This window comes from Mesorhizobium sp. M0771 (genome assembly GCF_040320155.1).
GTDB lineage: Bacteria > Pseudomonadota > Alphaproteobacteria > Rhizobiales > Rhizobiaceae > Mesorhizobium.
Map to the genome: position 1 here is coordinate 83,133 of NZ_JAMYPC010000009.1, position 22,842 is coordinate 105,974.

The following is a 22,842-nucleotide window of genomic DNA, read 5'->3' on the forward strand; positions in this document are numbered from 1 at the left end:
TAGAACTTGACCACCGTACCGTTGTAGCTGACGGCGTCGGGATAACAGACCGGACTTGCCGGACAGGTGTAGGTATAGGTTACGCTATTGCCATTGGTGTCGGTGACCGAGGTCAGCAGCCAGCGATAGCTCATCGCCAGATCATAGGCCGGCGTGCCGGCGGTCGGCGTCAGATTGGCTACCGCCGCCACCGAGCGGAAAGTCGAGACCGTGCCGTCGCGGTCGGTAACCCTCCATTCGTTGCTGGTGCTGTTCAGCGCAATGCGGCGATAGCTTTCATTCTCGGTCGTTGCGTACCGCCGGTCGCGCAGGAAGGCGACACCATGCCGGCCGCACAGGCCACCATCGCCTGGCCGTCGAGCAGATAAATGTCATTGGCGTCGTATGCCGGCATGCCATAGCCCGGCGTGGCCCGTTCGATGACATCGAAGCCGTCGAGGCCCCAGGCATAGCCGAGCCAGCCCTGGTAGAGGCCACCGGTCTTGGTCTTGCGTGAGGAATTGTAGTTCAGCGCGATCTGCGGCTCGATGCCGTGATAATCGGGGACGTCGATGCCTACAGCGTAACCCAGATTGCCGTTGCCCCCAGCCTTGGGTAGATCCACCTTCGGCGTGCCGACCGCTTCGGGATCGCCGCTCTCGGTTGCCGTGGCTGCTTCCACTGCCGCCGCTGCCGCGGCAGGTTCCTCCGGCGCTGCTTCCGTATCGGTCGTCTTCTCTGTGGCCTTGCCCTTCGCGTCGGTCGTTTTGGCATCGGCAGCCTTGGCGTCGCTCGCATCATCAGCCTTGGCGTCCGCCGGCTTGGCGCCGACCTTGGCCGCCGCATCGGGACTGCCGGTCGCCCCGTCACCCGTCGCGCCTGCGGCCGGTTGCTTCGTCGAAGAGCCGCCGCCTAGTGCGGCGCCGCCATTGCCAAGGCCGCCACTGGCTGGCGCCTCGGGCGAGGCGCTTTGCGCGTTCTGCGCAAACGCCCCGATCCCTGCGCCATCCCTAATATAAGAAACGAAAGATATATCCGCGCCGAAGACGCCAGCGGCAAGCATAGCCGCGCCCAAAAGCAACCGCTTCATTGAATCCCCCGAGCCAGTTGCTGGACGCTACTCCGGCTTGACTTGGTTTATACGACGACAACCCGTCACAACCCAGATATCCACAGCTTTATTTTGCACGCATGGGTTGCGCACAGAGCGCCAGGCGCCCCTCGCCTGCCGGAATAGGTTCAGCATATCGGGAACGTCGAGGCTCTTGCGCTGGTCGCCGGCAATATCGAACACGATGGGCCTTCGTGCAGCATGACGGTACGCGGGCCGTGGTCAAGCGCGTCGCGCATCGAATGCGTCACCATCAGCGCCGTCAGTCTCTGCTCCTCGACGATATTGCGCGTGAGATCGAGCATGAAGGCCGCCATGCGCGGATCAAGTGCGGCGGTGTGTTCGTCCAGGAGCAGTATCTTGATACCGGTCAGCGTCGACATCAGCAGGCTGACCGCCTGGCGTTGGCCGCCCGGCTTCGACGATGACGCTCAGGTCGCGTCGGATCGTTATCGGTCGAAGAAACCGGCGTCCTCTTCCGCCAGGTATTTCTTCGCTGCCTTGGCGTCGATGTCGAGGCCGAGTCCCGGAGCTTCGAGCAGGTCCACCATACTTTCCCTGACGATCTGCCCCTTGGGCAGGCCGATGACGATGTCCTGCCACCACGGGTCGGAGGCGCTGGGATATTCGAAGGCGATGTAGTTGGCCGGCAGCGTGGCGCAGACATTGATCAGCGCACCGAGGCCCAGCAGACCGTTCGCCGTGCCGTGCGGCGCCATCATGATCGAGTGCATGTATGCGTGCTCGGCCACCCATTTGAGCTCGGCGATGCCGCCGATGTCGGCGGGATCCGGACCGATGACGCGAACCGCCTGCGTCTCGATCAGTTCCTTGAAGTTATGGCGCAGGTAGATCTGCTCGCCGGTGTGGATGGGGGTGGACGTCGATGTCGTGAGTTCGCGGTAGGCTTGCGGGTTGACCCATGGCACGTAGTCGCCGGTCAGCATGTCCTCCAGCCACATCAGATTGTATTTTTCCACCGCCTGAGCGAAGCGGATGGCGTCCGGCAGGAACCACCCGGGGCCGCAATCCAACGCCAGCGAGACCTTATCGCCGAGCACATCCTTCATGGCGATGACGCATTCGATCATATGCGCCATGCCGCGCTCGCTGATCTGCCCCTGGTCCATCGCGCCGTGATAGGTCGGCGGCTGACGCACGCCGTAGTGGAAGTCGGGGACGCTGGTCTTCATGTTGGAATGAAAGCTGATGCCTTGCTTGACCATGAAGAAACCTTCCGGCCGCTCCATCATCCATTTGACGTCGGCCGCGTAATCCTCCGGCCTGTCGCCGGTGCGCTTCTTGCGGATGGAACCGTTATAGACCCGCACCTTGTCGCGCACCTTGCCGCCGAGCAGCTTGTAGACCGGAACGCCTGCCGCCTTGCCGGCGATGTCCCACAGAGCATGCTCGATAGCGCTGACGGCGGCGCCGTAGGGCTTGAACGAGCCGCGCTGGCGGATTTTCAACATCACGCGTTCGACATCGGTCGGGTCCTCGCCGATCAGCGCGTCGCGGAAATGCAGCACCCAGGGTTTCAGATAAGGCTTGGTGTACTCGACCTCGCCGAGGCCATGGAGGCCTTCGTCGGTGACGATGCGCACGATGGGGTGCCTGCCGATGACGGCGCACCTGAGATCGGTGATCTTCATGATGTCCTCTATTTCACCGACGAGAAGGCGGTTGGCGCGAGAAACTGGCTGGAAATATTGGCCAGGATCGGGCCATCGCGCTCGGACTCGTCGCGGGCCTCGAGCCATGCCGGATCGGTGGTGAAGGCCCTCCATTTCACTTCGCGCTCGGCAAGGGATTCCCAGGCGATGAAATAGGTCAGTCGATTGCTGCTTTCGCCGACCACCGTGGTGAAGAACCCGGCCTGGCGAATGCCATGTATATCCCACAGCGCCAAGGTATGGTCGTTGAAACGCTTGAGCAGCGCCGGGAGTTGGCCCGGCACGCAGTCGTAAATGCGAAGTTCATAGATCATGGTCCATCCTTCTGTTCACCTCTCCCTCCGAGGAGAGAAGTGTAGAGTCAGCTCCAGGTGCGGTCCCAGGAATATTCGTCGTCCCAGTGATCGGTCGGTTGCCAGATGTCGGTGACGCCGGGCTGCAGGTGCTGGCTGATCACTTCGTCGACGATGTCGTCGATGCCCAGACCAGGCTTGTCGGGCACGGTGATGAACCCGTCCTCGACCAGCGGCTTGGGCAGGCCGGTGACGATGTCGTCCCACCAGTCGACTTCGACGCTGTGATATTCGAGCGCCATGAAGTTTTCCGTCGCTACCGCGACATGCGCGGCGGCCATTGCCGCGATCGGGCTTTCCGCCATGTGAATGGCCATGGCGACGCCATGCTCCTGCGCCGCGTCGCCGATCTTCTTGGTCTCGAGGATGCCGCCGGTGGTCAGCAAGTCCGGGTGGATGACCGAGATGCCTGAATTGAGCAGCGGCTCGAATGCTTCCTTGAGGTAGATGTCCTCACCGGTGCAGATCGGCACCGACGTCGCCTGCTGCAACTGCCGATACTGCTCGGTGTACTGCCAGGGGATCACGTCCTCGAGCCAGGCCGGTGCGTATTTCTCGATCCGCCGGGCCAGACGGATGCCGTCCTGCAGCGAGATGTGGCCGACATGGTCGATGGCGAGCGGAACCTCGTAGCCGATCACCTCGCGGACCTCGTGGATATATTGGTCGAGCAGGTCGATGCCCTTTTCGGTGAAGTGGAGGCCGGTGAAGGGATGCGGCACGTTTTGCGCATCATAGGCGGCATTACGCGCCCGGCGCTCGGCCAGCGTGCGTGCCGGACCGCGCGCGGCATGGCTGCGGAAACCGTCGAGCACGCCGGCCGGCGCCACCACTGCGCCCGATATGTGCGAAATCTGCGCCAGACCGAGATCCATCTTGAGGAAGGTGAAACCGAGATCCATCCGCGCCTTGAGCCGCTTTCCGGTCTCGGTGCCGCTGGGCTTGTCCGCGTCGGTGTCGCAATAGACACGCACCTTGTCGCGAAACCGTCCTCCCAGCATCTGGTAGATCGGCACGCCATACGCCTTGCCGGCGAGGTCCCAAAGCGCGATCTCGATTGCCGAGACACCGCCACCTTGCCGCCCATGGCCGCCAAATTGTTTGATGCGGCGGAACAGCCGGTCGACGTCGCAAGGGTTCTCGCCCAGCAACCGGCTCTTCAGCATCAGCGCATAGGTCGCGCTGGCGCCGTCGCGCACTTCGCCCAGGCCGACAATGCCCTGGTTGGTGTAGATCTTGACCAGCGCGGAGGTGAACGGCGCGCCGACGATCTCGGCAACGCGCAGGTCGGTGATGCGCAGGTCGCTCGGCCTGGAGTTCGTATTTACCCGATTGAGCGCCTCGCCGGCGCTACCCGTCTTTGCCATGGCTTATCCTCGTTCTGATTGGTGGCGCCCCGCACCCCCGGCCTGCATAAGCGTTGCTAGCCAAGCTCTATCTCGTGGGCCTGCAGGTAGTCTCGGTTCATCTCGACACCGAGACCCGGCTTCGACGCCAGCTTGAGGCTGCCGTTCGAGACATCGAGTGGCTCGTCGATGAGGTGATTATATTTGTCCAGGTTCCACTCCGACGTTTCGAGCTTGTAGAAGTTGGGAACCGTCATCATCACCTGCGCTCCCGCAACCACATTGATCGGTCCCGCGGCGTCATGGGGCGAGACCGGGATGTAGTAGGCTTCGCACAGGGCGGAAATCTTCTTCAGTTCGGTAATGCCGCCGGTCCAGGTGACGTCCGGCATGATGTAGTCCGCAAGCCTGTTCTCGAGCACCGGCACGAAATCCCATTTGGTGTGGCCGCGCTCGCCCCACGAGATAGGGGCGCTGACCTTCTCGCGCACTTGCTTCAGGGCATTGAGGCTCTCGGGCGGGCAAGGCTCCTCGAACCAGTCGATCTGGCCGGCTTCCTCGAGGCTCCGGCAGAGGCGAATGGCGGTGGGTACATCGAAACGGCCATGCGCGTCGATGAGAATGTCGACATCTGGCCCCGCCGTTTCGCGGATCAGAGCCGTGAGTTCGGCGGCCTCGCGCTCGTCCTTGCGGGTCATGCCGCCATCGAGGTAGCCGTCCCGCTGTTCGCGCGCCAAGCCATCGGCGATGCGGCCCTGGTGGGGGAAAGGATCGAACTTCAGCCCGGTGTGTCCGGATTCGACGATGTCTCGAATTTCGCGGACCACAGCCTCCTTGCTGTTAAACTTGGCCTGGTTGGGATGGGTATAGAGCGCGATTTCATCGCGCACCGGTCCGCCCAGCAGCTCGTAGATCGGCTTGCCTAGAACTTTGCCGCGAATGTCCCAGAGCGCTATGTCGATAGCGCTCACGCATTCGACTGCGGCGCCGCGGCTGCCCATATAGGTGAAGCTGCGGAAAATCTTGTGCCAGAGATGCTCGATGCGCGCCGGATCCTCACCTGTGACGGCAACACCGATCTGCCGCAGGATCGTGCACAGCGCGCGGTTGGCGAGCCTTGTGGTGGTGGTGATTTCCCCCCAGCCACTCACCCCTTCGTCGGTCGTCACCTCGACGAACAGGAACTCCCCCCAATAGGAAGCATCGGACTTGATCAGCCACGGCCGAACGCTCGTGATTTTCATCTCTCAACTACCTCTGTCTGATGGCCGGACCAATGATTTTCTGGGCTGGAAGTTCTATCCGGCCCGAGCGGCGTTGCGCGCACGCATCTGTTCGAGAACGTGCCGGCCGGAACCCTCGACATGGCGGGCAATGAGTTCGGCCGCCTCGTCGGCATTTCCGGCTTTGATATGCGCGATGAGCTCGCGGTGTTCACGCATGATGGCGGCCCGCCGCGCGAGCGTGAAATTGAAACGCCGGCTCACGGCTCGCAGCACTTCGCGATGCTTCCACCAAAGCTCGGCGGCATGGCGGTTGTAGTGGCGCTGGTACATTACGGTGTGGAAGGCGGTATCCAGTTCACTGTGCCGCAATGTGTCGGTGAAGTTGTTCTCTTCGATCAGAGCCTGGATGCGTTCGAGTTCGGCGATGTCCTCGCCGGTCGCCATGTTCACGAACCATCGCGTCAGGGCCGGCTCGATCAGGACTCCGATCTCGTAGATATCCCGGACAAAATCCTGGTCTATGGGCCGGACGCGCGCGCCACGGTTGGCGACAAAGGTGACGAAGCCCTCCCCTCGCAACAGCTGCAGCGCCTCGCGTACGGGGTTGGTCGAGGTGCCGTGACGCCGGGCGAGATCGGTAACCACAAGTCGTTCGTTGGCGGCGAGCCGTCCCTCGATGATGTCTTCCCGGATCAGTTCATAAAGCGAGGCGCCCTCGCTGGACGCCCCGATGGGATCAATCCCCACGGGTGGCTCTGCTTTGAAATCGCTTGTTTCGGCCAAAGCCGGCTCCCCCGATTAGTACATCACATGCTCGATATCATACACGGGTTTTGCAAACAATGTACGATCGGGTGCGTTGACAGGCAATCCACGATCTGAAAACGTACCAGATGATCGAAGGGATACATTGAGCAGAAGGACGCATCCCGCACGGTCGAACGAGCCCCTTGGCGCACAGCGGCATGGGAGAATCTGGGAGGATACTATGACGAGGATTACACTCGGCGGTGCCGTCCTGCGCGGCACTGTCGCCACTGCTTTGATGGCGTCGCTCATGTCGGGATCGGCGCTGGGTTCGCCGCCAGTCGATTTGAGCAAGTGGTCGCCGGAATATGTGCGCTCCATCGCCGGCACACAGGATTTCGACACGGCCGCCGATTGCGGCAAGGTCACTCCGCTCGACTACAAGGGGCGACTGACGTTCTGGTATCAGGGCGTGTTCGAGGGCGACCCCGACCTGCTGCGTCAGTACTACAAGGATTTCTTCGAGACCTTCCGCAAGACCTATCCGAACATCCAGCTCGAGGATCAGGCCCTCACCTACAACGACCTTCTCGACAAGTTCCGCACGGCGCTGCTGGGCAATGCCGCGCCGATGGCGGTCCGCCTGCAAATCCTGGGTGGAACCGAGTTCGCCTCGAAGGGTTATCTGCAGCCGCTCAAGCCGGAAGATGTGGGCTATCCCACGGAGGATTTCTGGCCCGGCGCCATGAAGGCGGTAACCTGGGATGGCGTGACCTACGGCATTCCCACCAACAATGAGACGATGGCGTTCATCTGGAACGCCGACATCTTCAAGCGTGCGGGCCTCGATCCGGACAAGGCTCCGGCGACCTGGGACGACGTCGTCAAATATTCCAAGCAGATCCATGACAAGCTCGGCATTGCCGGCTACGGCCTCGTGGCGCGAAAGAACGCCGGCAACACGCCGTACCGCTTCATGCCGCAACTATGGGCCTATGGCGGCGGTGTCTTCGACGAAGCCTCCGCGAACCCGACCTATAAGGAGGTCGAACTCAATAGCCCGCAAAGCAAGGCGGCGTTGCAAGCCTCCTACGACATGTATGTTCGCGACAAGTCGGTTCCGGTTTCGGCGCTCACCAACCAGCAGGCCGATAACCAGCCCCTGTTCGTCGCCGGCCAACTCGGCATGATGGTCTCGCACCCGTCCGACTATAACGTCATGCTCGACCTGCAGAAGAAGGCAACGGGCGCCGACAAGGAGAAGGCGCAGACCGTCATCGACAACATGCGCTACGGCCTGATCCCGACCGGCCCCGACGGCAAGCGCGCCGTCGTGTTTGGCGGCTCGAACATTCACATCCTGAAGCCCGAATATGTCGAGGGCGGCAAGGTGGACGAGCCGGCCGCAAAGGCCATCATCTGCATGTGGACGAGCCCTGAATGGTCGCTGAAGATGGCGTATGCCGGCTCGAACCCGGGCAACCTCAACGGCTTCAAGACCAAATGGATGAAGGAACGTCTGGACAACATCAAGTTCCTCGATGTCACCACCTCGATGTTGCCATACGGCATTCCGTTCCCGGCGCTGCCGCAATCCCCCGAGATCATGAATATCATCGTCCCGGACATGCTGCAGAACGCCCTGACCGGAGCGATGACCGTCGACCAGGCAGCGGACGACGCGGCCGAGAAGGTGAAAAACCTGATGGACGGACTCTAGTCCGGGCCTGACCTGCGATCCGACCGGCTGCGCCGATAGTGCGTGCAGCCGGTTTGCTCCGAACAATAAGGGCACGCCATCGTGACGATCGTGACCGGCAAGGCCGAGGCTCGCCGAAGATTGCAACCCGGTAGCTCCGGCGTGCTGCGGAATATCTGGGAGCATCGCGCCGACTACGCTTACGTGCTTCCAGCGATCGCCGTGATGCTCATCGTCATCGCCTATCCGATCTACTACACGGTCGAGCTGTCGTTCTTTAAGACGCCGCCTGGCCTGCAGCTCCGCGACAAGACCTTCATCGGATTGGACAACTACACGGCCATCCTCACCAGTCAGGTGTTCTGGAAAGTTACCCTGAACACCCTGATCTGGACGATCGCATCCACCTTCGTTGCCTTTGCCCTTGGGTTTGCCGCCGCGCTGGCGCTCCACCGCGAGTTTATCGGCCGGGGCGTCCTGCGCGCTATCCTGATCATTCCCTGGGTCATCAGCGCGGTTGCCGCCTCCTATATCTGGAAGTGGATCTACCATTCGGACTTCGGCATCATCGGCGCGGTGCTGGTCGGCCTCGGATTGGCCGACCGGCCGCCGAACTTCATCGACAACGTCAGCACGGTGCTGCCCTCCTTGATCGTCGTCAATATCTGGCGCGAGTTTCCGTTTGCCATGATCATGATGATGGCCGGCTTGCAGACGGTCCCCGACCAGTTGCTGCGCGCCGCCGAAGTCGACGGGGCCAATGCATGGCAGCGTTTCTGGCACGTCACCTTCCCGCATCTGCGCAACGTCTCGACGGTGACGATCCTGTTGCTCGCGGTGGCCAATTTCAATTCCTTCATCATCCCGTGGATCATGACCGGTGGCGGGCCGTCGAACGCGTCGCATATCTGGATCACCCACATCTATGAGCTCGCCTTCGGCCGGCAGCGATGGGGTGTCGCATCGGCCTATTCGGTACTCCTGTTCCTCATGCTGATGGTGCTGGGCTACTTCTACGTTCGTGCGCTGGCCGGCAACGAGCGCAAAGAGGGGAGCGCATGAGCACGATCGTCGAGACAGCCCCTCGAGGTCCGGCCCGGCGCCGCATGCGCATCGACGGATGGCGGTGGGCCGGGCGCATCTTCCTCGTGTTCATGCTGCTTTACACCGCGTTGCCGATGATCTGGATGCTGATCACATCGATCAAGTCCGGGTTCGCGGCGATGCAGTTCCCGCCGCAATGGTGGCCGGAAGAGCCTACCCTGGCCAGCTACCAGAAGCTGCTCGATCCGCAAAACAGCGTCGGTCAGGACTTCCTGCGTTTTTTCTGGAATAGCCTCTACGTGTCGACGGTCACCACAATCCTTTCGGTGATCGTGGCCGTTCCTGCTGCCTACGCGTTTTCGCGCTTTCGTTTCCCCGGTCGAAACTTCCTGTTCTTCACCGTGCTTTTGCGCAACATGTTCCCGGCGGTGATCTTTCTCGTGCCCCTCTTCATCCTGATGCGCGCGATCGGTTTGGTGAACACGCATGGCTCGCTCATTCTCACCTATCTCACCTTCGGCCTGCCGCTGGCGATCTGGCTGCTCAAGGGCTTTTACGACAACATTCCGGTGCAGCTCGAGCAGGCGGCGCGGATCGATGGGGCGACCCGGTTCCAGGCCTTCATCCTGATCGTGATGCCTCTCTCGACGCCCGGAATCATCGCCACCGCGATCTATTCCTTCATTGGCGCCTGGAACGAGTACATCTATGCCTACACCTTCCTTTCCAAGAACGAGCAGTTGACCCTGCCGGTCGGCATACAGCGTTTCTTCTCGGAGAATACGACGGACTTTCCGGGCCTGATGGCGGCCAGCTTCATGATGAGCGTGCCCGTCGTGGTGCTGTTCCTCCTCCTGCAACGATACTTCGTACGCGCCCTTACAGAAGGCGCGGTCAAACACTAGAGCCGGATGATTTCAGGTCTGTTCGACCTGAAATCTGAATCCGCCTCTAAATCAAAGAGATAGAGCATGATGTCGTCCGAAAACCGCTTCACACTTTTCGGCATCATGCCGTAGGGAGTTGCCGATGGCCCACGTGGTCCTGAGAGATCTCGTCAAGACCTATGGCGGCTTCAAAGCTGTCAACGACGTTTCGCTGACGGTCAATGACGGCGAGTTCGTTGCGCTCGTCGGCCCTTCGGGCTGCGGCAAGACAACCACGCTCAATCTTGTCGCGGGATTGATCCCGGTCACATCGGGCGACATCGTCATCGGCGACCGCGTGGTCAACGACCTCGACCCCAAGGACCGGGACATCGCGATGGTGTTCCAGAACTACGCGCTCTACCCGCAGAAATCGGTCTACAAGAACCTGGCGTTCCCGCTGCAGATGCGCAAGCTGCCCAGGGACGAGATCGACAGGAAGGTCAAGGAAGCGGCGCGCGTGCTCGACATGACGCACCTTCTCGAGCGCAAGCCGCGCGAACTTTCAGGCGGGCAGCAGCAACGTGTCGCCTTGGGGCGCGCCCTCGTCCGCGACCCTGCCGTTTTCCTCATGGACGAGCCGCTCTCCAACCTCGACGCCAAACTGCGCGTCCAGATGCGCTCGGAGATCAAGCGCTTCCACCAGGACCTCAAGGCGACCATCATCTATGTCACGCACGACCAGCTCGAAGCCGTGACCATGGCCGACAAGATGGCGGTGATGAACGGCGGCTACCTGTTGCAATACGATTCTCCGGCGCAGGTCTTTGCCCATCCGGTGAACATGTTCGTCGCCAGCTTCATCGGCAGCCCGGCGATGAGCCTTGTTCCACTGGAGGCATCGACAGCAAACGGCAACACTGCGTTGACCGGCGCGGAGGGCTGGAGCCTTGAGCTCTCGCCGCTCAACGCCCGGAAGGTTGCGGGGGCAACGTCGAGGAAAGTCGTGCTCGGCGCACGTCACTCGACCATCAGGCTCCACAAGAGCGCGGTGCCAGGCAGCGTCCCGGCCAAGGCCTATACAGTGGAGCCGACCGGAGACGTCACCTTCGTGCAGGCGTTGCTGTCAGGCGCCATCGTCAACATCAGCGTGTCCCCCAACATCGTCGTCGCACCTGACGAGCAGATCTGGCTCGAGTTCGACCAGGAGCGGCTGCATCTGTTCGATGGCGAAACTGAACTGGCCCTCAAGGCCGGCTGAGACAAGACGGGGTTCATTGGGAACGTTGGGGATGACTGAAAAGCTTAAGATCACCGCGATCAAACCCTATCCTGTATGGGTTGGAACGCGTAATCAGATGCTCGTCAAGATCGAGACCGACCAAGGCGTCTTCGGCTGGGGCGAGAGCGGCTTGAGCGGGCGCGAAAAGGCCGTTGCCGGCGCGGTCGAGCATTATCGCGAGTTTCTCATCGGCCGCGACCCGATGCAGATCGGGCGGATCTGGCAGGAGGCATATCGCAGCCAGTACTTCGAGGGCGGGCGCGTTCTGCAGGCGGCGATTTCCGCCATCGACATCGCCCTGCACGACATCAAGGGCAAGGCGCTGGGGGTGCCTGTCTACGAACTGCTGGGCGGCAAGCAGCGCGACCGCATCCCCACCTTCGCCTCGACCGGAGACGAGGCCGAGGGCGACGTCGCCATCGAACGAGCCCGGGAGCTGCGCGCACGGGGGTGGCAGGCGATCCGCTTCTTCCCCGCAGGGCAAAGCAGCAGGGACATCTTCGAACCCCGCGAGTCGATCGGCGCTACCGCGAGCATGCTGAACAAGGCGCGCGAGGCGCTTGGCGACGACGTCGTTCTCGGCATCGACTATCATCATCGGCTGTCGGTGGCAGAGGCGGCGAGCTTCTGCAACAAGCTCGGCCGCGGCGTGCTGGATTTCCTCGAGGAGCCGATACGAGACGAGACACCTGAAGCCTACGAATCCCTGCGCAGGATGACCGACATCCCGTTTGCCATCGGCGAGGAATTTGCCAGCAAGTGGCAGTTCCTGCCCTACATCGAGCGCGGCATCCATCAGTTCAACCGGCTCGATGTCTGCAATGTCGGCGGGCTTACCGAGGCGATGAAGGTCGCTGGCTGGAGCGAGGCGCACTATGTCGACCTGATGCCGCACAATCCGCTTGGTCCGGTGTGCACTGCCGCGACCCTGCATCTCGCCGCCGCCGTACCCAACTTCGCGTGGCTCGAGACCAGGGAACCCGAGACGAAGCTGGGCTTCGACAATTCCGACTTCTTCCCCGTGCAGCCACGGCTCGACGGTGCCGACTATCCGGTCAGCGACCTGCCGGGCCTCGGCGTCGAGGTCAACGAAGCGGCGGTCCAGGCGGAGGCTTTTCGTTTCTGGGAAGCGCCTCACCTCAGGCGCCGGGACGGGTCTGTTACGAACTGGTAGTCCCCTTTTATCCGGAGTCCACAATGACGCATATCCCTGACATCACGCGACCGCCCAAAGACCTCATTGACGCCCTGAGGGAAATCGGCGCCGCGACGGTTGCCGGCACGCTAGGCCACATGGGTTTCCGCAATCCGCACATGGTCGGTCCGGTGGCGCAGAACCATGGGAAGTCGATCGTCGGGCCGGCGCTGACGCTGCAGTTCCTGCCGCAGCGGCCGGACCTCTTCAGCGAGGGAGAATACGCCGACCCGGAAACGCAACTGCACCGGCACGTGCTCTATCACGCGCAGGAAGGCGATGTGGTCGTCGTCGACGCGCGCGGTGACATGAGCTCGGGCGTCTTCGGCGATATGATGTCGACCTATTTCAAGGGCAGAGGCGGCGCGGGCATCGTCATCGACGGCTGCATGCGCGACCGGCCGAATGTGGAAAAGCTCGATCTGCCGCTATGGCTGCGCGGCTGGACGCCCAACTACCATGTGCAAACCAGCATCTATCCGAACGCAGTCAACGTTCCGATCGCCTGCGGCGGTGTCACGGTGATCCCCGGCGACATCATAGTGGCGGACGACGACGGGGCGGTTGTGCTTCCCGTCGCAATGGCCGCAAAGGTGATCGAAGAATCCCAGAAGCATCACGATTGGGAAGAGTTCTCGCGAGAGAAGCTGATGCAGGGCGCACCGCTGCAGCGCTACTATCCGCTGCATGACGATGCCCGCGGCGAATATGAGGAGTGGCGCAAAGCCAATCGTCCGGCGGATTGAGATGCAACCACGCGGCACCCAATCACAGCGCCTTGGTGTTACATAAACCAGTCGCCCAGCGCGTGGGCATGATAACGCGCAGGCTATCCCCCCGAATGCTGCCGGCGAAGTTCCTGTTCAAGCTGAGCGCTTTCGGCTGGCGAGGCGGCAGACCCGACACGGGAGTCGAAGGACAACACTCGCGTCGCGTCGGTGTCGACCTCACACCGGAAGCTCACATGGTACCATCCGATCGTTGCGCGAAAGGCCGGATCTATAACAATATTGCCCGACTTCAGCGGTCTCATTGGTAGCCACTCGGGAGAAAACTCGGCGCCCTTCAGCTCCTCGGCCAACACGTTGGCGCAAAGTGTGGCAACGCGCTCACCGCGAGACATGCCGTCAGTCGCGGTGGTGCCGAATGCATTGCCGGTAGCGCCGTGCGAGAAGAGCTCGCGGACGCCCGGAAGGCCCGAGTAAGCCCCGGCTGAGGCCACCTCCGTGGAGCTAGGCTTCCTGGCGCCTCCGCTTCCAGGCTTCGAGACCTTTGCAGGGCTGCGCTTCGGCGCGTTTTCGGGCCTGGCCTTCGGCGCCTGGGCCGATGCAGGAAGCTCGATCTCACCATCGTCGCCGGGGGCGGCCAACGGCGTCGCGGCTGCCTGCTTGTCAGCATCTTGCGGCTCTTGTTTGTCTGCGCCCTGCTTGCTCGCGTCCTCGGTTGCCTGCTTCTCCTGGGTCGGCTCGGAGGCTGCGGTTGCCGGCTTCTCCTCGGTCTTGGTCGTACCCGCCGGCTCCCCGGAGTCTGGCGACGCGGCGGGTTTGCTCTCGACGTCCTTCGCCTCACCTGGCGGCTTCGTATCTTTGTCCTTGACCGGTGTCGGCGAATTATCCTGCGCGCTGGCTCCATCCAGGGATTTCCTGGGGCCGGTATCCTTGTCGCCGAACTGGAATACAGGTTTCAGCACCTCGAGCGCCGGCGGCTTTTCCGCTACAGGCTCTTCTACTTTCGATTCCGGTTGCTTTTGCGCTTCAGGTGGTTCGGGCGGCGGCACGAGCGCGACGTTCACCGGTTGCTCCTCCTGCGGCTGCTCGGGAGGAATGGGCAGGCCGTAGACCAGGAACGCAGTGATAAGCGCGTGCAGGACCAGCGATGCGGGCAAGGCCCACAGCAAAGTCCGCCGCCGCTCGGATGTCTCGGTCTTGATCCCTTTCGATGTGGAGCGAAACTGCGGCCGCATCAAGCATGGCCACTGCATTGGCACAATTCAGCCGCAGCTCAGCAGTGAGGAGACGACGCCTGATTGCTTCTCGCCGCCGGCTCCATTCTCTGCATGCCCGCCTCCAATCTCAGCGACGCAGGCTGGCGTCGCGGGCACGCTCGCGGATCTCTTCGCGAGAAAGGCCCGCATCCGCCAATATGCTGTCTGGAAGCCGCCTCAAGCTCGCAAGCGTCTGGCGATAGGCAAGCCATCGGGCGAAACGGTGTCGAAGTGCATGCAACATGATCGTCTCCTTGGTGAGCGAAATACCTCACGCTCTTGAGTTGGTCGAAAACGCAAAGCAATCGCGCAAAGCGTATGCACGATCGAACGGATTGGGCTGACTTCCTGGCCACCGAGGCGTGCCTGTCATTTTCCTGCCAGGGCAGGATTATCCAACGCCTCCAATAGCTGCATACTTGCGCATGATGTCCGCTTCGCGCTACAGCCACGGTCGCAAGGAGTTTTTCATTTCTGCAAAATGGATATTGGCTGGGACGATCTGAGGTTGTTTCTCCACGTTGCGCGGCTGGGTGGCCTGAGCGCGGCTACGGCAACCACGCGCCTCAGCGCAGCCACACTCGGACGACGCGTCACCGCGCTCGAAAAGCAGATCGGCGAAGCGCTGTTCGTACGTCAGCAGACCGGCTACCGACTAACCCCGGTCGGTGAAGAACTGCTGCGGCGCGCCGAAGACGTCGAAGCAGCAATGCAGTCGCTAACCCGCTGGCGCGAGGGAAACCTGCCCGACCGCATTGTCCGCGTCTCGGCCGGGCCATGGACCTCGGCCTTCGTTTCCACCCATATCGGCGAAATCTGGACCGTCGATGACGGCATCAGGGTGGAACTCGTCACCACCACCGACCGGGTCGACATCGGTCGCCGCGCCGCCGATATCGGCATCCGCAGCGAGCGCCCGACCGAACAGTGGCTGGCCGGCCGTCAGAGCGGCAAGGTCGCGTATGCCATCTATTCCGGACGCCACCTGATCAACGGCATCGCCGCCGGGTTGTTCGTCGGCGTCACCGGCGAAGGGGCAAACATTGCCTCGGCGCGCTGGCTGCAAGCCCATCACGGCGATCGCATCGCCGTGCGCGGCAACAACACCCATTCAGTGCGCGAATTGGTGGCCGCAGGCGCCGGCCTTTCGATCTTTCCGTGCTTCGTCGGTGACAGCGATCCGCGGCTGGTTCGCGTCGCTCATCCTATCCCAGAACTCGAAACCGACCAGTGGATCGTCACCCACCATGAGGAACGCCACTCCCCGCCGGTACGAAAGATTGCCGACCGGATTGCCGCTCTGATGCGGGCCCATCAGCCGTTGTTTCGCGGCAAGATGCCGATCCGCTAAGCGTCAGGCGTCGATCGGCCGCCAGATTCTCAAGGTTCTGGCGCGTGAGGCGGGCGCGTGAAGCTTGAAGGGGTTGGATCCCGGATTGTGGATTTTCGCTGGCCAGAAGCCGGGCCAATTCCGGAAATTGGCTGGAGACTCGTCCAAAAGGTCGGCTCGTTCAGGCGTATATGGTACAAGTCCCACATCTTGTCTTGCCGCAAAGTTCACCCTCTGATTCCCTGTGCCAAGGCGATAGAACCTGATTCTTGCACCTGGCGTGTTCAAGCGGCGCGTTCCGGGAACTTTTTTGTCGATCAATTCCAAGGAGACAAGACGATGAGCACCGCGGCAAGGCCCGTCATCTCGGAAATGCGGCCGAAGATAACCGTCATTGGTGTGGGCGGTGGCGGCGGCAACGCGGTCAACAACATGATTGCCGAAAATCTGCAGGGTGCGGAGTTCATCGTCGCCAACACCGATGCCCAGGCACTGACCATGTCGAAAGCATCGCGGCTGATCCAGCTGGGTGCCCATGTCACGGAAGGCCTGGGCGCCGGGTCGCTGCCCGCGGTCGGCCGCGCGGCAGCCGAGGAATCGATCGACGAGATCAGGGACCACCTTGCGGGAACCCATATGTGCTTCGTGACCGCCGGCATGGGAGGCGGAACTGGAACCGGTGCCGCGCCCGTCATAGCGAACGCTGCACGGGCAGCCGGCATCCTGACCGTGGCCGTCGTCACCAAGCCGTTCACCTTCGAAGGGAAGCGCCGCATGCAAGCCGCCGAAGAGGGCATCGAGCAGCTTCGCGAATGCGCCGATACCGTGATCGTTATTCCGAACCAGAACCTCTTCAGGATCGCCGACGCAAAGACGACTTTCGCGGACGCCTTCGCCATGGCTGATCGCGTCCTTTATTCCGGCGTCGGCTGCATAACCGATCTCATCGTCAAGGAGGGGCTGATCAATCTCGACTTCGCCGACGTGAAGTCGGTGATGCGCGACATGGGTCGCGCAATGATGGGTACCGGGGAAGCCACGGGCGAGGACCGCGCCAGGAAGGCCGCCGAAGCGGCGATAGCAAACCCGCTTCTCGACGAAGCCTCGATGATCGGCGCCAAGGGCGTCCTGGTCTCGATCTCGGGCGGCATGGACATGACGCTGTTCGAAGTCGATGAGGCCGCCACCCGCATCCGCGAGGAGGTCGACGCCGACGCCGACATCATCGTCGGCGCCATATTCGACCGGGCACTCGCCGGAAAATTCAGGGTCTCAGTCGTCGCGACAGGATTGCGGCAGGGCCTGGAGATACCGCAGTAGGCAGGATCCGGGCTGCTGATTTATGAGTCTGGTGGACCGTGGTCATGGGCTTCGCCACCGAAAAGTCGGCCCGCAAGCCCGCACCATTGAACTTGCCGGTGAATTCGCGTTGCCGGCCTAGAGACCGAATTTGTTTCGAGGCCGCTGCCACGAATGCGCGAACTCGCATCAGCGCCGCCGCGGAACCGCTCCCAACTGCAACCGCGCCGCGAATGCGCTTCGACCCGGATCCCCAACAGGAGGCCATACAGATTGACCGCGGCAGACATTTCGCCTGCGATATGGCCAGCGTCTGCTGACCACATGATCGGCCCTTTCTGATCGGTGATGCGGGCTCGCTGGATATGGCACAATAAAACCGGCATGGGTCAGACGTCGGGAGCATCCAGTGGCGGCCAGCCTCGCAAGCGCTATATCGAAGAAAAACTCAGGTCGACCCGACAGGAGCATACTCCATGGCTGACACGCCGACACCCGATGCTTCGTTTCTCGCGGCCCTGACGACAGAGCATTTCGTGCAGCAGACAGCGATCAGCACGTCCATAAGTGAAATGGCGTCGCGGACGACCATCTACATTATGGCTCTGTCGAGCGCTCTGGTGGCAACGGGCTTTGTTACGCAGTCCTCCGAGTTCTTCCTGCCGTTTGTCGCGGTTGTGCTGCCATCGGTCTTTTTACTGGGTGCCTTTACCGTCTTGAGGTTGGTCGACATCGCCGCTGAGAACATGCAGGCCCATATCGGCATTGCCCGGATCAGAGCCTACTATCGAACTTTGGGCGACGAGGCTGCCTTCCAGTTTTCCAAGGAATTCGGTCGCTGGCCCGAAAATGACGCCGAACCTTCTCTTCGTACTGGGCCTCTCCTGGCGTACCTGACCACTGCAGCTACTATGATCGCATTCATAAATGCCATCGTCGCTGCGGCGGGCGTTACTCTGCTTGCGTTTGGTGTCGGTGCAGAACTATTGCTCGCGCTGTGTCTTGGTGCTGGAGCAGCAATCGGCTTGATGACGATTTTCTATTTATACCAGCGCCTTCGGACGAAAGGCATGGTCCGCATTGCCAAACCCTATGGCTCTGAAAAGAGCGTGCTTTGAGCGGGTAATGAATGTGGTGTTTGTGTGAACGGCACCGGCATGGCAATTCCGATCTTATTGACGACCAATGCTCCACGCCCCTCGCAGGCTGTTCGCAATGGCGAGCCCTTTCGGGATCGAGATATTTGCGCAAACTTTTTTGCCCGGCATGCGTTGTTCGTTCTCCGAGCACAGGAGAAAGCCATGCAGACTAAGTCGCAGACTTCAGCCGAAGCCGCCAAGCAACGCCATATCCAGCGTGGTATCGACGCCAAAGACGAGACGAAGAGCATTGGCAAAATGCAACAAGCGATGCAAGCCGGCGCCCGCAAATATCCCGAGCCACCTTTTCCCGAGCAGCATCAACCCAAACCGGGGCATGAATGGGCGATCGAGCCCGCTCCGCTCTACGATGCGCCTTACTACCTCGGATCGAAAAAACTCGATGACAAGGTAGCGCTTATCACGGGTGGTGATTCCGGCATCGGCCGTTCGGTGGCAGTCTTGTTCGCCCGCGAGGGCGCCGACATTGCGATCCTATACTTGAGTGAAGACAGGGACGCCGAAGCGACCAAAAACGCCGTCGAAAAGGAAGGCCGGCGTTGCATACTGATAAAAGCCGATGTCAGTGAACGCGAGCATTGCCGCAACGCCGTGGCGCTGACGGTCGAAAAATTCGGCAGGATCGACGTGCTGGTCAACAACGCCGCTTTCCAAATCCATTCCAGTGACTTCAACGACCTGACCGAGGAACATTTCGACACGACGCTGAAGACCAATCTTTACGGCTATTTTCATATGGCGCAGGAGAGCGTGCCGCACATGGAGCCGGGCTCCGCGATCATCAATACCGGTTCGGTGACCGGCATCGACGGTTCCAAGCAACTGGTTGACTATTCGATGACCAAGGGCGGCATTCATGCCTTCACGCGAGCGCTTTCGGGCAATCTGGTCGGCAAGGGCATCCGGGTAAACGCGGTCGCGCCAGGTCCGGTGTGGACGCCGCTCAACCCTTCGGACAAGGAAGCCGACGACGTCTCGAAATTCGGCGCGGATACGCCGATGAAACGGCCAGCGCAACCGGAAGAACTTGCCCCGGCTTACGTGTTCCTCGCCTCGTCGCATTGCTCGAGTTACATCACGGGAGAGATCCTGCCGGTGGTCGGTGGCTACTGAGGTCGCGGAACGTATTTCGTTGCATTGGGCTACCGAGTAGACGGCACGCGGAGACGTCGTCTCCAGGGAGACGCTTGCCGCGCTCGATCGCTTCAAGAAACGCGTGATCGGTGCCGTGCGCCGCCGCTACACGGCACCCGCCACGGCTCCGGAGCAATAACGCTCCGTGTTGGTCGAAATCCTCGCTCGCGTTTTCAATTTTCTGAATTTCCGCTTGGAACTCTCCCGCCGGCATACCGTTCAAACATCATTGAGCCAGGAGAACGACCATGCCACGAGGCGACAAATCGAAATACAGCGACAAACAGGAACGCAAAGCCGACCACATTGCCGCAGGCTATGAGAAGCGCGGTGTTTCCGAGAAGGAATCCGAGCGCCGGGCATGGGCGACCGTCAACAAGGACGATGGCGGCGGCAAGAAAGAAGGCGGCTCGGGTCGTGGTAAACACACCGGACACCCCGCGGCCCACAAGGGTGGGAAAAGCGGCGGCAAGGCATCGGCTTCACGGTCAGCCGCAAGCCGATCGGAATCGGCAAAGAAGGCAGCGGCAACACGCAAGCGGAATGCCGAGCACCATGCCCATTAACTGCCCCGCAACAGGTTCGGAACGCCATGAAACCCAAGCTCGTCAATCAGGTCAGCGGGCAAAGAATTTTCGTCGTGGTGCTCGACCTCGGTGACGAAGGCTTCGCCGCGCTGACCGCCTTCGCAACCGACAAGAACATCGCCGACAAGAACATCGGCAGTGCCTCTTTGACTGCGATCGGAGCGTTCGGCGCCGCCTTGATCGATCTTAATGCGTGAGGTTGGCAAGCGCCTACCCGGCTCCTTGGCCATCAAGGGCGGATGTCTCTGTGGCAGGATCCGATTCAGCGCCGGGATCGAACCGAGGGTTCACTACTGCCACTGCGATATGTGCAGACGAGCGACCGGCAGCGCGTTTGCAGTTCTTGCCTGGATGCCCTGCCAAAGCCTGACCTGGAATTCCGGAACGCCAACATATCGAAGGTCTTCGCCGATCGCGCAAAGAGGCTTCTGCCCAGAATGCGGATCGCCGCTCAGCCTTTGCTACGACGCGTCGCCAACCGAGATCGCGCTGCACGTCGGTACCTTCGATGATCCGGCTCACCTGATGCCTCGGTACAACTACGGTTCAGCGCAGCGCCTTGGTTGGGTGTGCTGCGGAATAGACCTACCGGACCGCGACACCGAGGAGCGCTGGTAGCGCCGCCTGTTGCGAATGACCTAGATTGCCGATCAGGAATGCGGCCCTTGTCGCCGTGCCCCGAAAGTGCGGTCTCGATCTGCCCGGCCTGCCGACGTGGCCAGACCGTCGACAAGCCCTAAGCGCTAGCCGGTTTTGATCCTTTGGGGGGCCGCATTCTCTATCGCGAGGAAAATCGCTTCGAACAGATCCTCGTCGCGGAAGGGCTTGCCGAGCAAGGGCACGTCGGCCGGCCGATCGGCAATCTCCCGGGCATCGGCATAGCCCGTGATCATGACCGCTGGCCAGTCCGAGCGCAAATTGCGCGCGAAGCGGATCACGTCGACGCCGGATACGAGTGGCATGGCGAAGTCGGTGATAATGACGTCGAACTCGTCGGGAGTGCGCTCCATCATGGCCAGCGCCTCCGCCCCTCCTCCCGCGCAGGTCACCTCGAAACCACGTTGGCGAAGGGACTCGGCGGTCAATTGCCGCAAAACATGGCTGTCATCGATCAGGAGGATTGATGGGTGCTCCATCCCGGCATCGGCGAACGCTCGTTCAATGTCGGGTTCCACCACAGGATCGACCGGCTGTTCGGTCGATCGTGGCAGCCAGAGTTGCATGGTAGTTCCGCGGTTAACGACGCTTTCTATGCGAAGTGTCCCACCTGACTGCTTCATGAAGCCGTAGACCGTGCTGAGGCCGAGGCCCGTTCCCTTACCGACCGGCTTGGTGGTGAAGAACGGTTCGACGACCTTGGCGACAAGATCGGGGGGTATGCCGGATCCGGTGTCCTTGACGGCGATCATGACATAGTCGCCCGGCGGAATATCCTCTGTTGGCGTCCCGATCGATCGATTCTGCGCATGCACGGTTATTGTCCCGCCAGAGGGCATGGCGTCACGCGCGTTGAAAACCAGATTCATCAAGGCCAATTCAAGTTGGCCTGCATCGACATGCACCGGCCAGATCGTGTCATCGATCTGCCAGTCGAAACGGATCAACCCCCCCAGCACGGGCGCCACCAATCCGTTCATCGTGTCGCCCAGCGCAGCAAGGCGCACCGCTTCCGGCTTCAGGGTCTGGCGCCGCGAGAATGCCAGCATTCGCGCGACAAGGTCAGCGCCTTGTTTTGCAGAACGCCGCGTCAGGTCGAGTACCTGTTGCGCCTGATCATCCAACGTAGCCCGGCGTTCAAGCAGCCCTAACCCACTGAGAATTGCGGCGAGCAGGTTGTTGAAATCATGCGCCAGGCCGCCGGTTAGCTTGCCGATAGCGTCGATGCGCTGGGATTGAAGCAGCTGATCCTCAAGACCGCGCCGCTCCGTGATGTCAAGCAATGTGCCGATAATTTCCGGTTCACGGCCATCTGACCCGTCCGACATCACGCCCTGGTCGAGAAAAATGCGATACTCGCCATTGGCGCAATGCCAGCGGAACTCGCACGTATAGGAGCCGGTGGTTTTGGCCGCCAGCAGCGCTTGCTTCAATCGCGGCAGGTCGTCGGGATGAACGCGGTTGAGACCGAACTCCGGATCCGATGTCAGGTATTCAGGCGCAAAGCCGGTCAAGCGCTCGACGCCCTCCGTAACAAAGCGCGCCGCGAAGGGTGGCTCGGCTGCCCGAGCATGAAAGCAGACCGGCAACGAATTCAGGATGGCATCCTGCCGTTGCTCGGCGCTGCGCAGCGCGCGTTCGGCCTGAAGCTTGTCCTTGTGCGCCTGCAACGCCTGCGCCAATAGTCCCTGCTCGACCTCCGCCTTGCGCTGGATCTCGAGCGTCTTCTCGTGGAGTTCGACGAAAACCGCGACTTTCGAACGCAGCATGATCGGATCGAATGGCTTGAACACATAGTCGACCGCGCCGGCATCATAGCCGCGCAGCATATGCGCATCCTCCTTGTTGATGGCGGTCAAGAAGATGATTGGGGTGCGCTTGGATTGCTCGCGCTGGCGGATAAGTGCGGCCGTTTCATACCCGTCCAACCCTGGCATGAGGACATCCAGGAGAATGACGGCGAACTCCTCTTTCAGCAAAAAGCGCAGAGCCTCTTCGCCCGATTGGGCGCAGATGACCTCTCCGATAGTCGCGAGCACTTCGCTGATCGCCAGCAGATTGCGCTCATCGTCGTCCACCGCCAGGATACGGGCTCTTGCCGGCCCTTCGGCAAGAGCTGCCACCTCAAGTTTCCTTACCCTGTTTCTTGCCAGCTTTTGCATCGAACGGC

22 protein-coding genes and 1 pseudogene are annotated in these 22,842 nt (G+C 61.4%); 13 read left to right on the top strand and 10 right to left on the bottom strand.

The window, feature by feature from the left end; translation table 11 throughout:
• Nucleotides 1–253: 253 nt before the first annotated feature.
• The 7 genes and pseudogenes from NKI05_RS15895 to NKI05_RS15925 form a co-directional block, all read right to left on the bottom strand.
• The gene (locus tag NKI05_RS15895) at nt 254–1,069 is read right to left on the bottom strand and encodes a hypothetical protein (protein ID WP_352792630.1); all 816 of its coding nucleotides are present in this window, start codon (nt 1,067–1,069) and stop codon (nt 254–256) included.
• 126 nt (nt 1,070–1,195) lie between these two features.
• A pseudogene (locus NKI05_RS15900) lies at nt 1,196–1,503 on the bottom strand (ATP-binding cassette domain-containing protein); the annotation flags it as partial.
• A 36-nt stretch (nt 1,504–1,539) separates the two neighbouring features.
• Nucleotides 1,540–2,742 (bottom strand): mandelate racemase/muconate lactonizing enzyme family protein, encoded by a 1,203-nt coding sequence (locus tag NKI05_RS15905; protein ID WP_023815874.1) that lies wholly within the window; start codon nt 2,740–2,742, stop codon nt 1,540–1,542.
• 8 nt (nt 2,743–2,750) lie between these two features.
• Complete coding sequence (locus NKI05_RS15910) at nt 2,751–3,077, bottom strand: NIPSNAP family protein (protein WP_352792633.1); 327 nt, start codon at nt 3,075–3,077, stop codon at nt 2,751–2,753.
• A 47-nt stretch (nt 3,078–3,124) separates the two neighbouring features.
• The gene (locus NKI05_RS15915) at nt 3,125–4,483 is read right to left on the bottom strand and encodes a mandelate racemase/muconate lactonizing enzyme family protein (RefSeq protein WP_023725475.1); all 1,359 of its coding nucleotides are present in this window, start codon (nt 4,481–4,483) and stop codon (nt 3,125–3,127) included.
• Between the two features lie 56 nt (nt 4,484–4,539).
• Nucleotides 4,540–5,706, bottom strand: a complete 1,167-nt coding sequence (locus NKI05_RS15920) for a mandelate racemase/muconate lactonizing enzyme family protein (RefSeq protein WP_023815875.1) — start codon at nt 5,704–5,706, stop codon at nt 4,540–4,542.
• Between the two features lie 54 nt (nt 5,707–5,760).
• A complete protein-coding gene (locus NKI05_RS15925; protein WP_023681193.1) occupies nt 5,761–6,471 on the bottom strand; it encodes a GntR family transcriptional regulator in 711 nt (236 codons plus the stop codon).
• A 205-nt stretch (nt 6,472–6,676) separates the two neighbouring features.
• Between NKI05_RS15925 and NKI05_RS15930 the strand changes: the two genes are divergently transcribed.
• The 6 genes from NKI05_RS15930 (at nt 6,677) to NKI05_RS15955 (ending at nt 13,267) form a co-directional block, all read left to right on the top strand.
• Nucleotides 6,677–8,155, top strand: coding sequence for an ABC transporter substrate-binding protein (locus NKI05_RS15930; protein ID WP_023712166.1), 1,479 nt, complete (start codon nt 6,677–6,679; stop codon nt 8,153–8,155).
• Between the two features lie 81 nt (nt 8,156–8,236).
• Complete coding sequence (locus NKI05_RS15935) at nt 8,237–9,196, top strand: carbohydrate ABC transporter permease (RefSeq protein WP_023681191.1); 960 nt, start codon at nt 8,237–8,239, stop codon at nt 9,194–9,196.
• Nucleotides 9,193–10,083 (top strand): carbohydrate ABC transporter permease, encoded by an 891-nt coding sequence (locus NKI05_RS15940; RefSeq protein WP_023681190.1) that lies wholly within the window; start codon nt 9,193–9,195, stop codon nt 10,081–10,083. Before NKI05_RS15935 ends, NKI05_RS15940 begins: the two co-directional genes overlap by 4 nt.
• Nucleotides 10,084–10,207: 124 nt before the next feature.
• Nucleotides 10,208–11,305 (top strand): ABC transporter ATP-binding protein, encoded by a 1,098-nt coding sequence (locus NKI05_RS15945; protein WP_023704647.1) that lies wholly within the window; start codon nt 10,208–10,210, stop codon nt 11,303–11,305.
• Between the two features lie 31 nt (nt 11,306–11,336).
• Nucleotides 11,337–12,500, top strand: a complete 1,164-nt coding sequence (locus tag NKI05_RS15950; RefSeq protein WP_023704646.1) for a mandelate racemase/muconate lactonizing enzyme family protein — start codon at nt 11,337–11,339, stop codon at nt 12,498–12,500.
• Between the two features lie 23 nt (nt 12,501–12,523).
• Nucleotides 12,524–13,267: a ribonuclease activity regulator RraA gene (locus NKI05_RS15955; RefSeq protein WP_023712169.1), complete on the top strand. Its 744-nt coding sequence runs from the start codon at nt 12,524–12,526 to the stop codon at nt 13,265–13,267.
• 83 nt (nt 13,268–13,350) lie between these two features.
• Here the strand turns inward: NKI05_RS15955 and NKI05_RS15960 are convergent, their stop codons facing one another.
• Both NKI05_RS15960 and NKI05_RS15965 read right to left on the bottom strand, forming a co-directional pair.
• Entirely contained in the window at nt 13,351–14,484 is a 1,134-nt protein-coding gene (locus NKI05_RS15960; protein ID WP_023815876.1) for a DUF930 domain-containing protein, read from the bottom strand.
• A 109-nt stretch (nt 14,485–14,593) separates the two neighbouring features.
• Nucleotides 14,594–14,749, bottom strand: coding sequence for a YjiS-like domain-containing protein (locus NKI05_RS15965; RefSeq protein WP_081727380.1), 156 nt, complete (start codon nt 14,747–14,749; stop codon nt 14,594–14,596).
• Nucleotides 14,750–14,986: 237 nt separating this feature from the next.
• On the opposite strand from NKI05_RS15965, the gene NKI05_RS15970 reads away from it, so the two are divergent.
• The 7 genes from NKI05_RS15970 to NKI05_RS16000 all read left to right on the top strand — a co-directional run bounded on the left by NKI05_RS15970 (nt 14,987) and on the right by NKI05_RS16000 (nt 20,633).
• A complete protein-coding gene (locus tag NKI05_RS15970) occupies nt 14,987–15,856 on the top strand; it encodes a LysR family transcriptional regulator (protein ID WP_023815877.1) in 870 nt (289 codons plus the stop codon).
• A 318-nt stretch (nt 15,857–16,174) separates the two neighbouring features.
• Entirely contained in the window at nt 16,175–17,155 is a 981-nt protein-coding gene (ftsZ, locus tag NKI05_RS15975; RefSeq protein WP_023702103.1) for a cell division protein FtsZ, read from the top strand.
• A 455-nt stretch (nt 17,156–17,610) separates the two neighbouring features.
• Nucleotides 17,611–18,252 carry a hypothetical protein gene (locus tag NKI05_RS15980; protein ID WP_023704645.1) on the top strand — a complete coding sequence of 214 codons (642 nt, stop codon included), beginning with the start codon at nt 17,611–17,613 and terminating at the stop codon, nt 18,250–18,252.
• 183 nt (nt 18,253–18,435) lie between these two features.
• On the top strand, nt 18,436–19,407 hold the full coding sequence (locus NKI05_RS15985) for an SDR family oxidoreductase (RefSeq protein WP_023815878.1): 972 nt from the start codon (nt 18,436–18,438) through the stop codon (nt 19,405–19,407).
• A gap of 269 nt (nt 19,408–19,676) precedes the next feature.
• Nucleotides 19,677–19,994 (top strand): hypothetical protein, encoded by a 318-nt coding sequence (locus NKI05_RS15990; protein ID WP_023687854.1) that lies wholly within the window; start codon nt 19,677–19,679, stop codon nt 19,992–19,994.
• 26 nt (nt 19,995–20,020) lie between these two features.
• Entirely contained in the window at nt 20,021–20,212 is a 192-nt protein-coding gene (locus NKI05_RS15995) for a PPC domain-containing DNA-binding protein (RefSeq protein ID WP_023815879.1), read from the top strand.
• Nucleotides 20,205–20,633, top strand: a complete 429-nt coding sequence (locus tag NKI05_RS16000) for a GFA family protein (protein WP_081726065.1) — start codon at nt 20,205–20,207, stop codon at nt 20,631–20,633. The genes NKI05_RS15995 and NKI05_RS16000 overlap by 8 nt, the downstream gene beginning before the upstream one ends.
• Nucleotides 20,634–20,758: 125 nt before the next feature.
• Here NKI05_RS16000 and NKI05_RS16005 read toward each other — a convergent pair whose 3' ends face one another.
• Nucleotides 20,759–22,795, bottom strand: a complete 2,037-nt coding sequence (locus NKI05_RS16005; RefSeq protein WP_352792640.1) for a PAS domain-containing hybrid sensor histidine kinase/response regulator — start codon at nt 22,793–22,795, stop codon at nt 20,759–20,761.
• Nucleotides 22,796–22,842 lie beyond the last annotated feature (47 nt).

Coding starts and splice junctions, on each gene's coding strand:
- NKI05_RS16000 (WP_081726065.1), top strand. CDS start 20,205: ATGCGTGAGGTTGGCAAGCGCCTACCCGGCTCCTTGGCCATCAAGGGC.
- NKI05_RS15945 (WP_023704647.1), top strand. CDS start 10,208: ATGGCCCACGTGGTCCTGAGAGATCTCGTCAAGACCTATGGCGGCTTC.
- NKI05_RS15985 (WP_023815878.1), top strand. CDS start 18,436: ATGCAGACTAAGTCGCAGACTTCAGCCGAAGCCGCCAAGCAACGCCAT.
- NKI05_RS15930 (WP_023712166.1), top strand. CDS start 6,677: ATGACGAGGATTACACTCGGCGGTGCCGTCCTGCGCGGCACTGTCGCC.
- NKI05_RS15950 (WP_023704646.1), top strand. CDS start 11,337: ATGACTGAAAAGCTTAAGATCACCGCGATCAAACCCTATCCTGTATGG.
- NKI05_RS15980 (WP_023704645.1), top strand. CDS start 17,611: ATGGCTGACACGCCGACACCCGATGCTTCGTTTCTCGCGGCCCTGACG.
- NKI05_RS15920 (WP_023815875.1), bottom strand. CDS start 5,706: ATGAAAATCACGAGCGTTCGGCCGTGGCTGATCAAGTCCGATGCTTCC.
- NKI05_RS15965 (WP_081727380.1), bottom strand. CDS start 14,749: ATGTTGCATGCACTTCGACACCGTTTCGCCCGATGGCTTGCCTATCGC.
- NKI05_RS15990 (WP_023687854.1), top strand. CDS start 19,677: ATGCCACGAGGCGACAAATCGAAATACAGCGACAAACAGGAACGCAAA.
- NKI05_RS15960 (WP_023815876.1), bottom strand. CDS start 14,484: ATGCGGCCGCAGTTTCGCTCCACATCGAAAGGGATCAAGACCGAGACA.
- NKI05_RS15895 (WP_352792630.1), bottom strand. CDS start 1,069: ATGAAGCGGTTGCTTTTGGGCGCGGCTATGCTTGCCGCTGGCGTCTTC.
- NKI05_RS15955 (WP_023712169.1), top strand. CDS start 12,524: ATGACGCATATCCCTGACATCACGCGACCGCCCAAAGACCTCATTGAC.
- NKI05_RS15915 (WP_023725475.1), bottom strand. CDS start 4,483: ATGGCAAAGACGGGTAGCGCCGGCGAGGCGCTCAATCGGGTAAATACG.
- NKI05_RS15970 (WP_023815877.1), top strand. CDS start 14,987: ATGGATATTGGCTGGGACGATCTGAGGTTGTTTCTCCACGTTGCGCGG.
- NKI05_RS15910 (WP_352792633.1), bottom strand. CDS start 3,077: ATGATCTATGAACTTCGCATTTACGACTGCGTGCCGGGCCAACTCCCG.
- NKI05_RS15940 (WP_023681190.1), top strand. CDS start 9,193: ATGAGCACGATCGTCGAGACAGCCCCTCGAGGTCCGGCCCGGCGCCGC.
- NKI05_RS15995 (WP_023815879.1), top strand. CDS start 20,021: ATGAAACCCAAGCTCGTCAATCAGGTCAGCGGGCAAAGAATTTTCGTC.
- NKI05_RS15905 (WP_023815874.1), bottom strand. CDS start 2,742: ATGAAGATCACCGATCTCAGGTGCGCCGTCATCGGCAGGCACCCCATC.
- ftsZ (WP_023702103.1), top strand. CDS start 16,175: ATGAGCACCGCGGCAAGGCCCGTCATCTCGGAAATGCGGCCGAAGATA.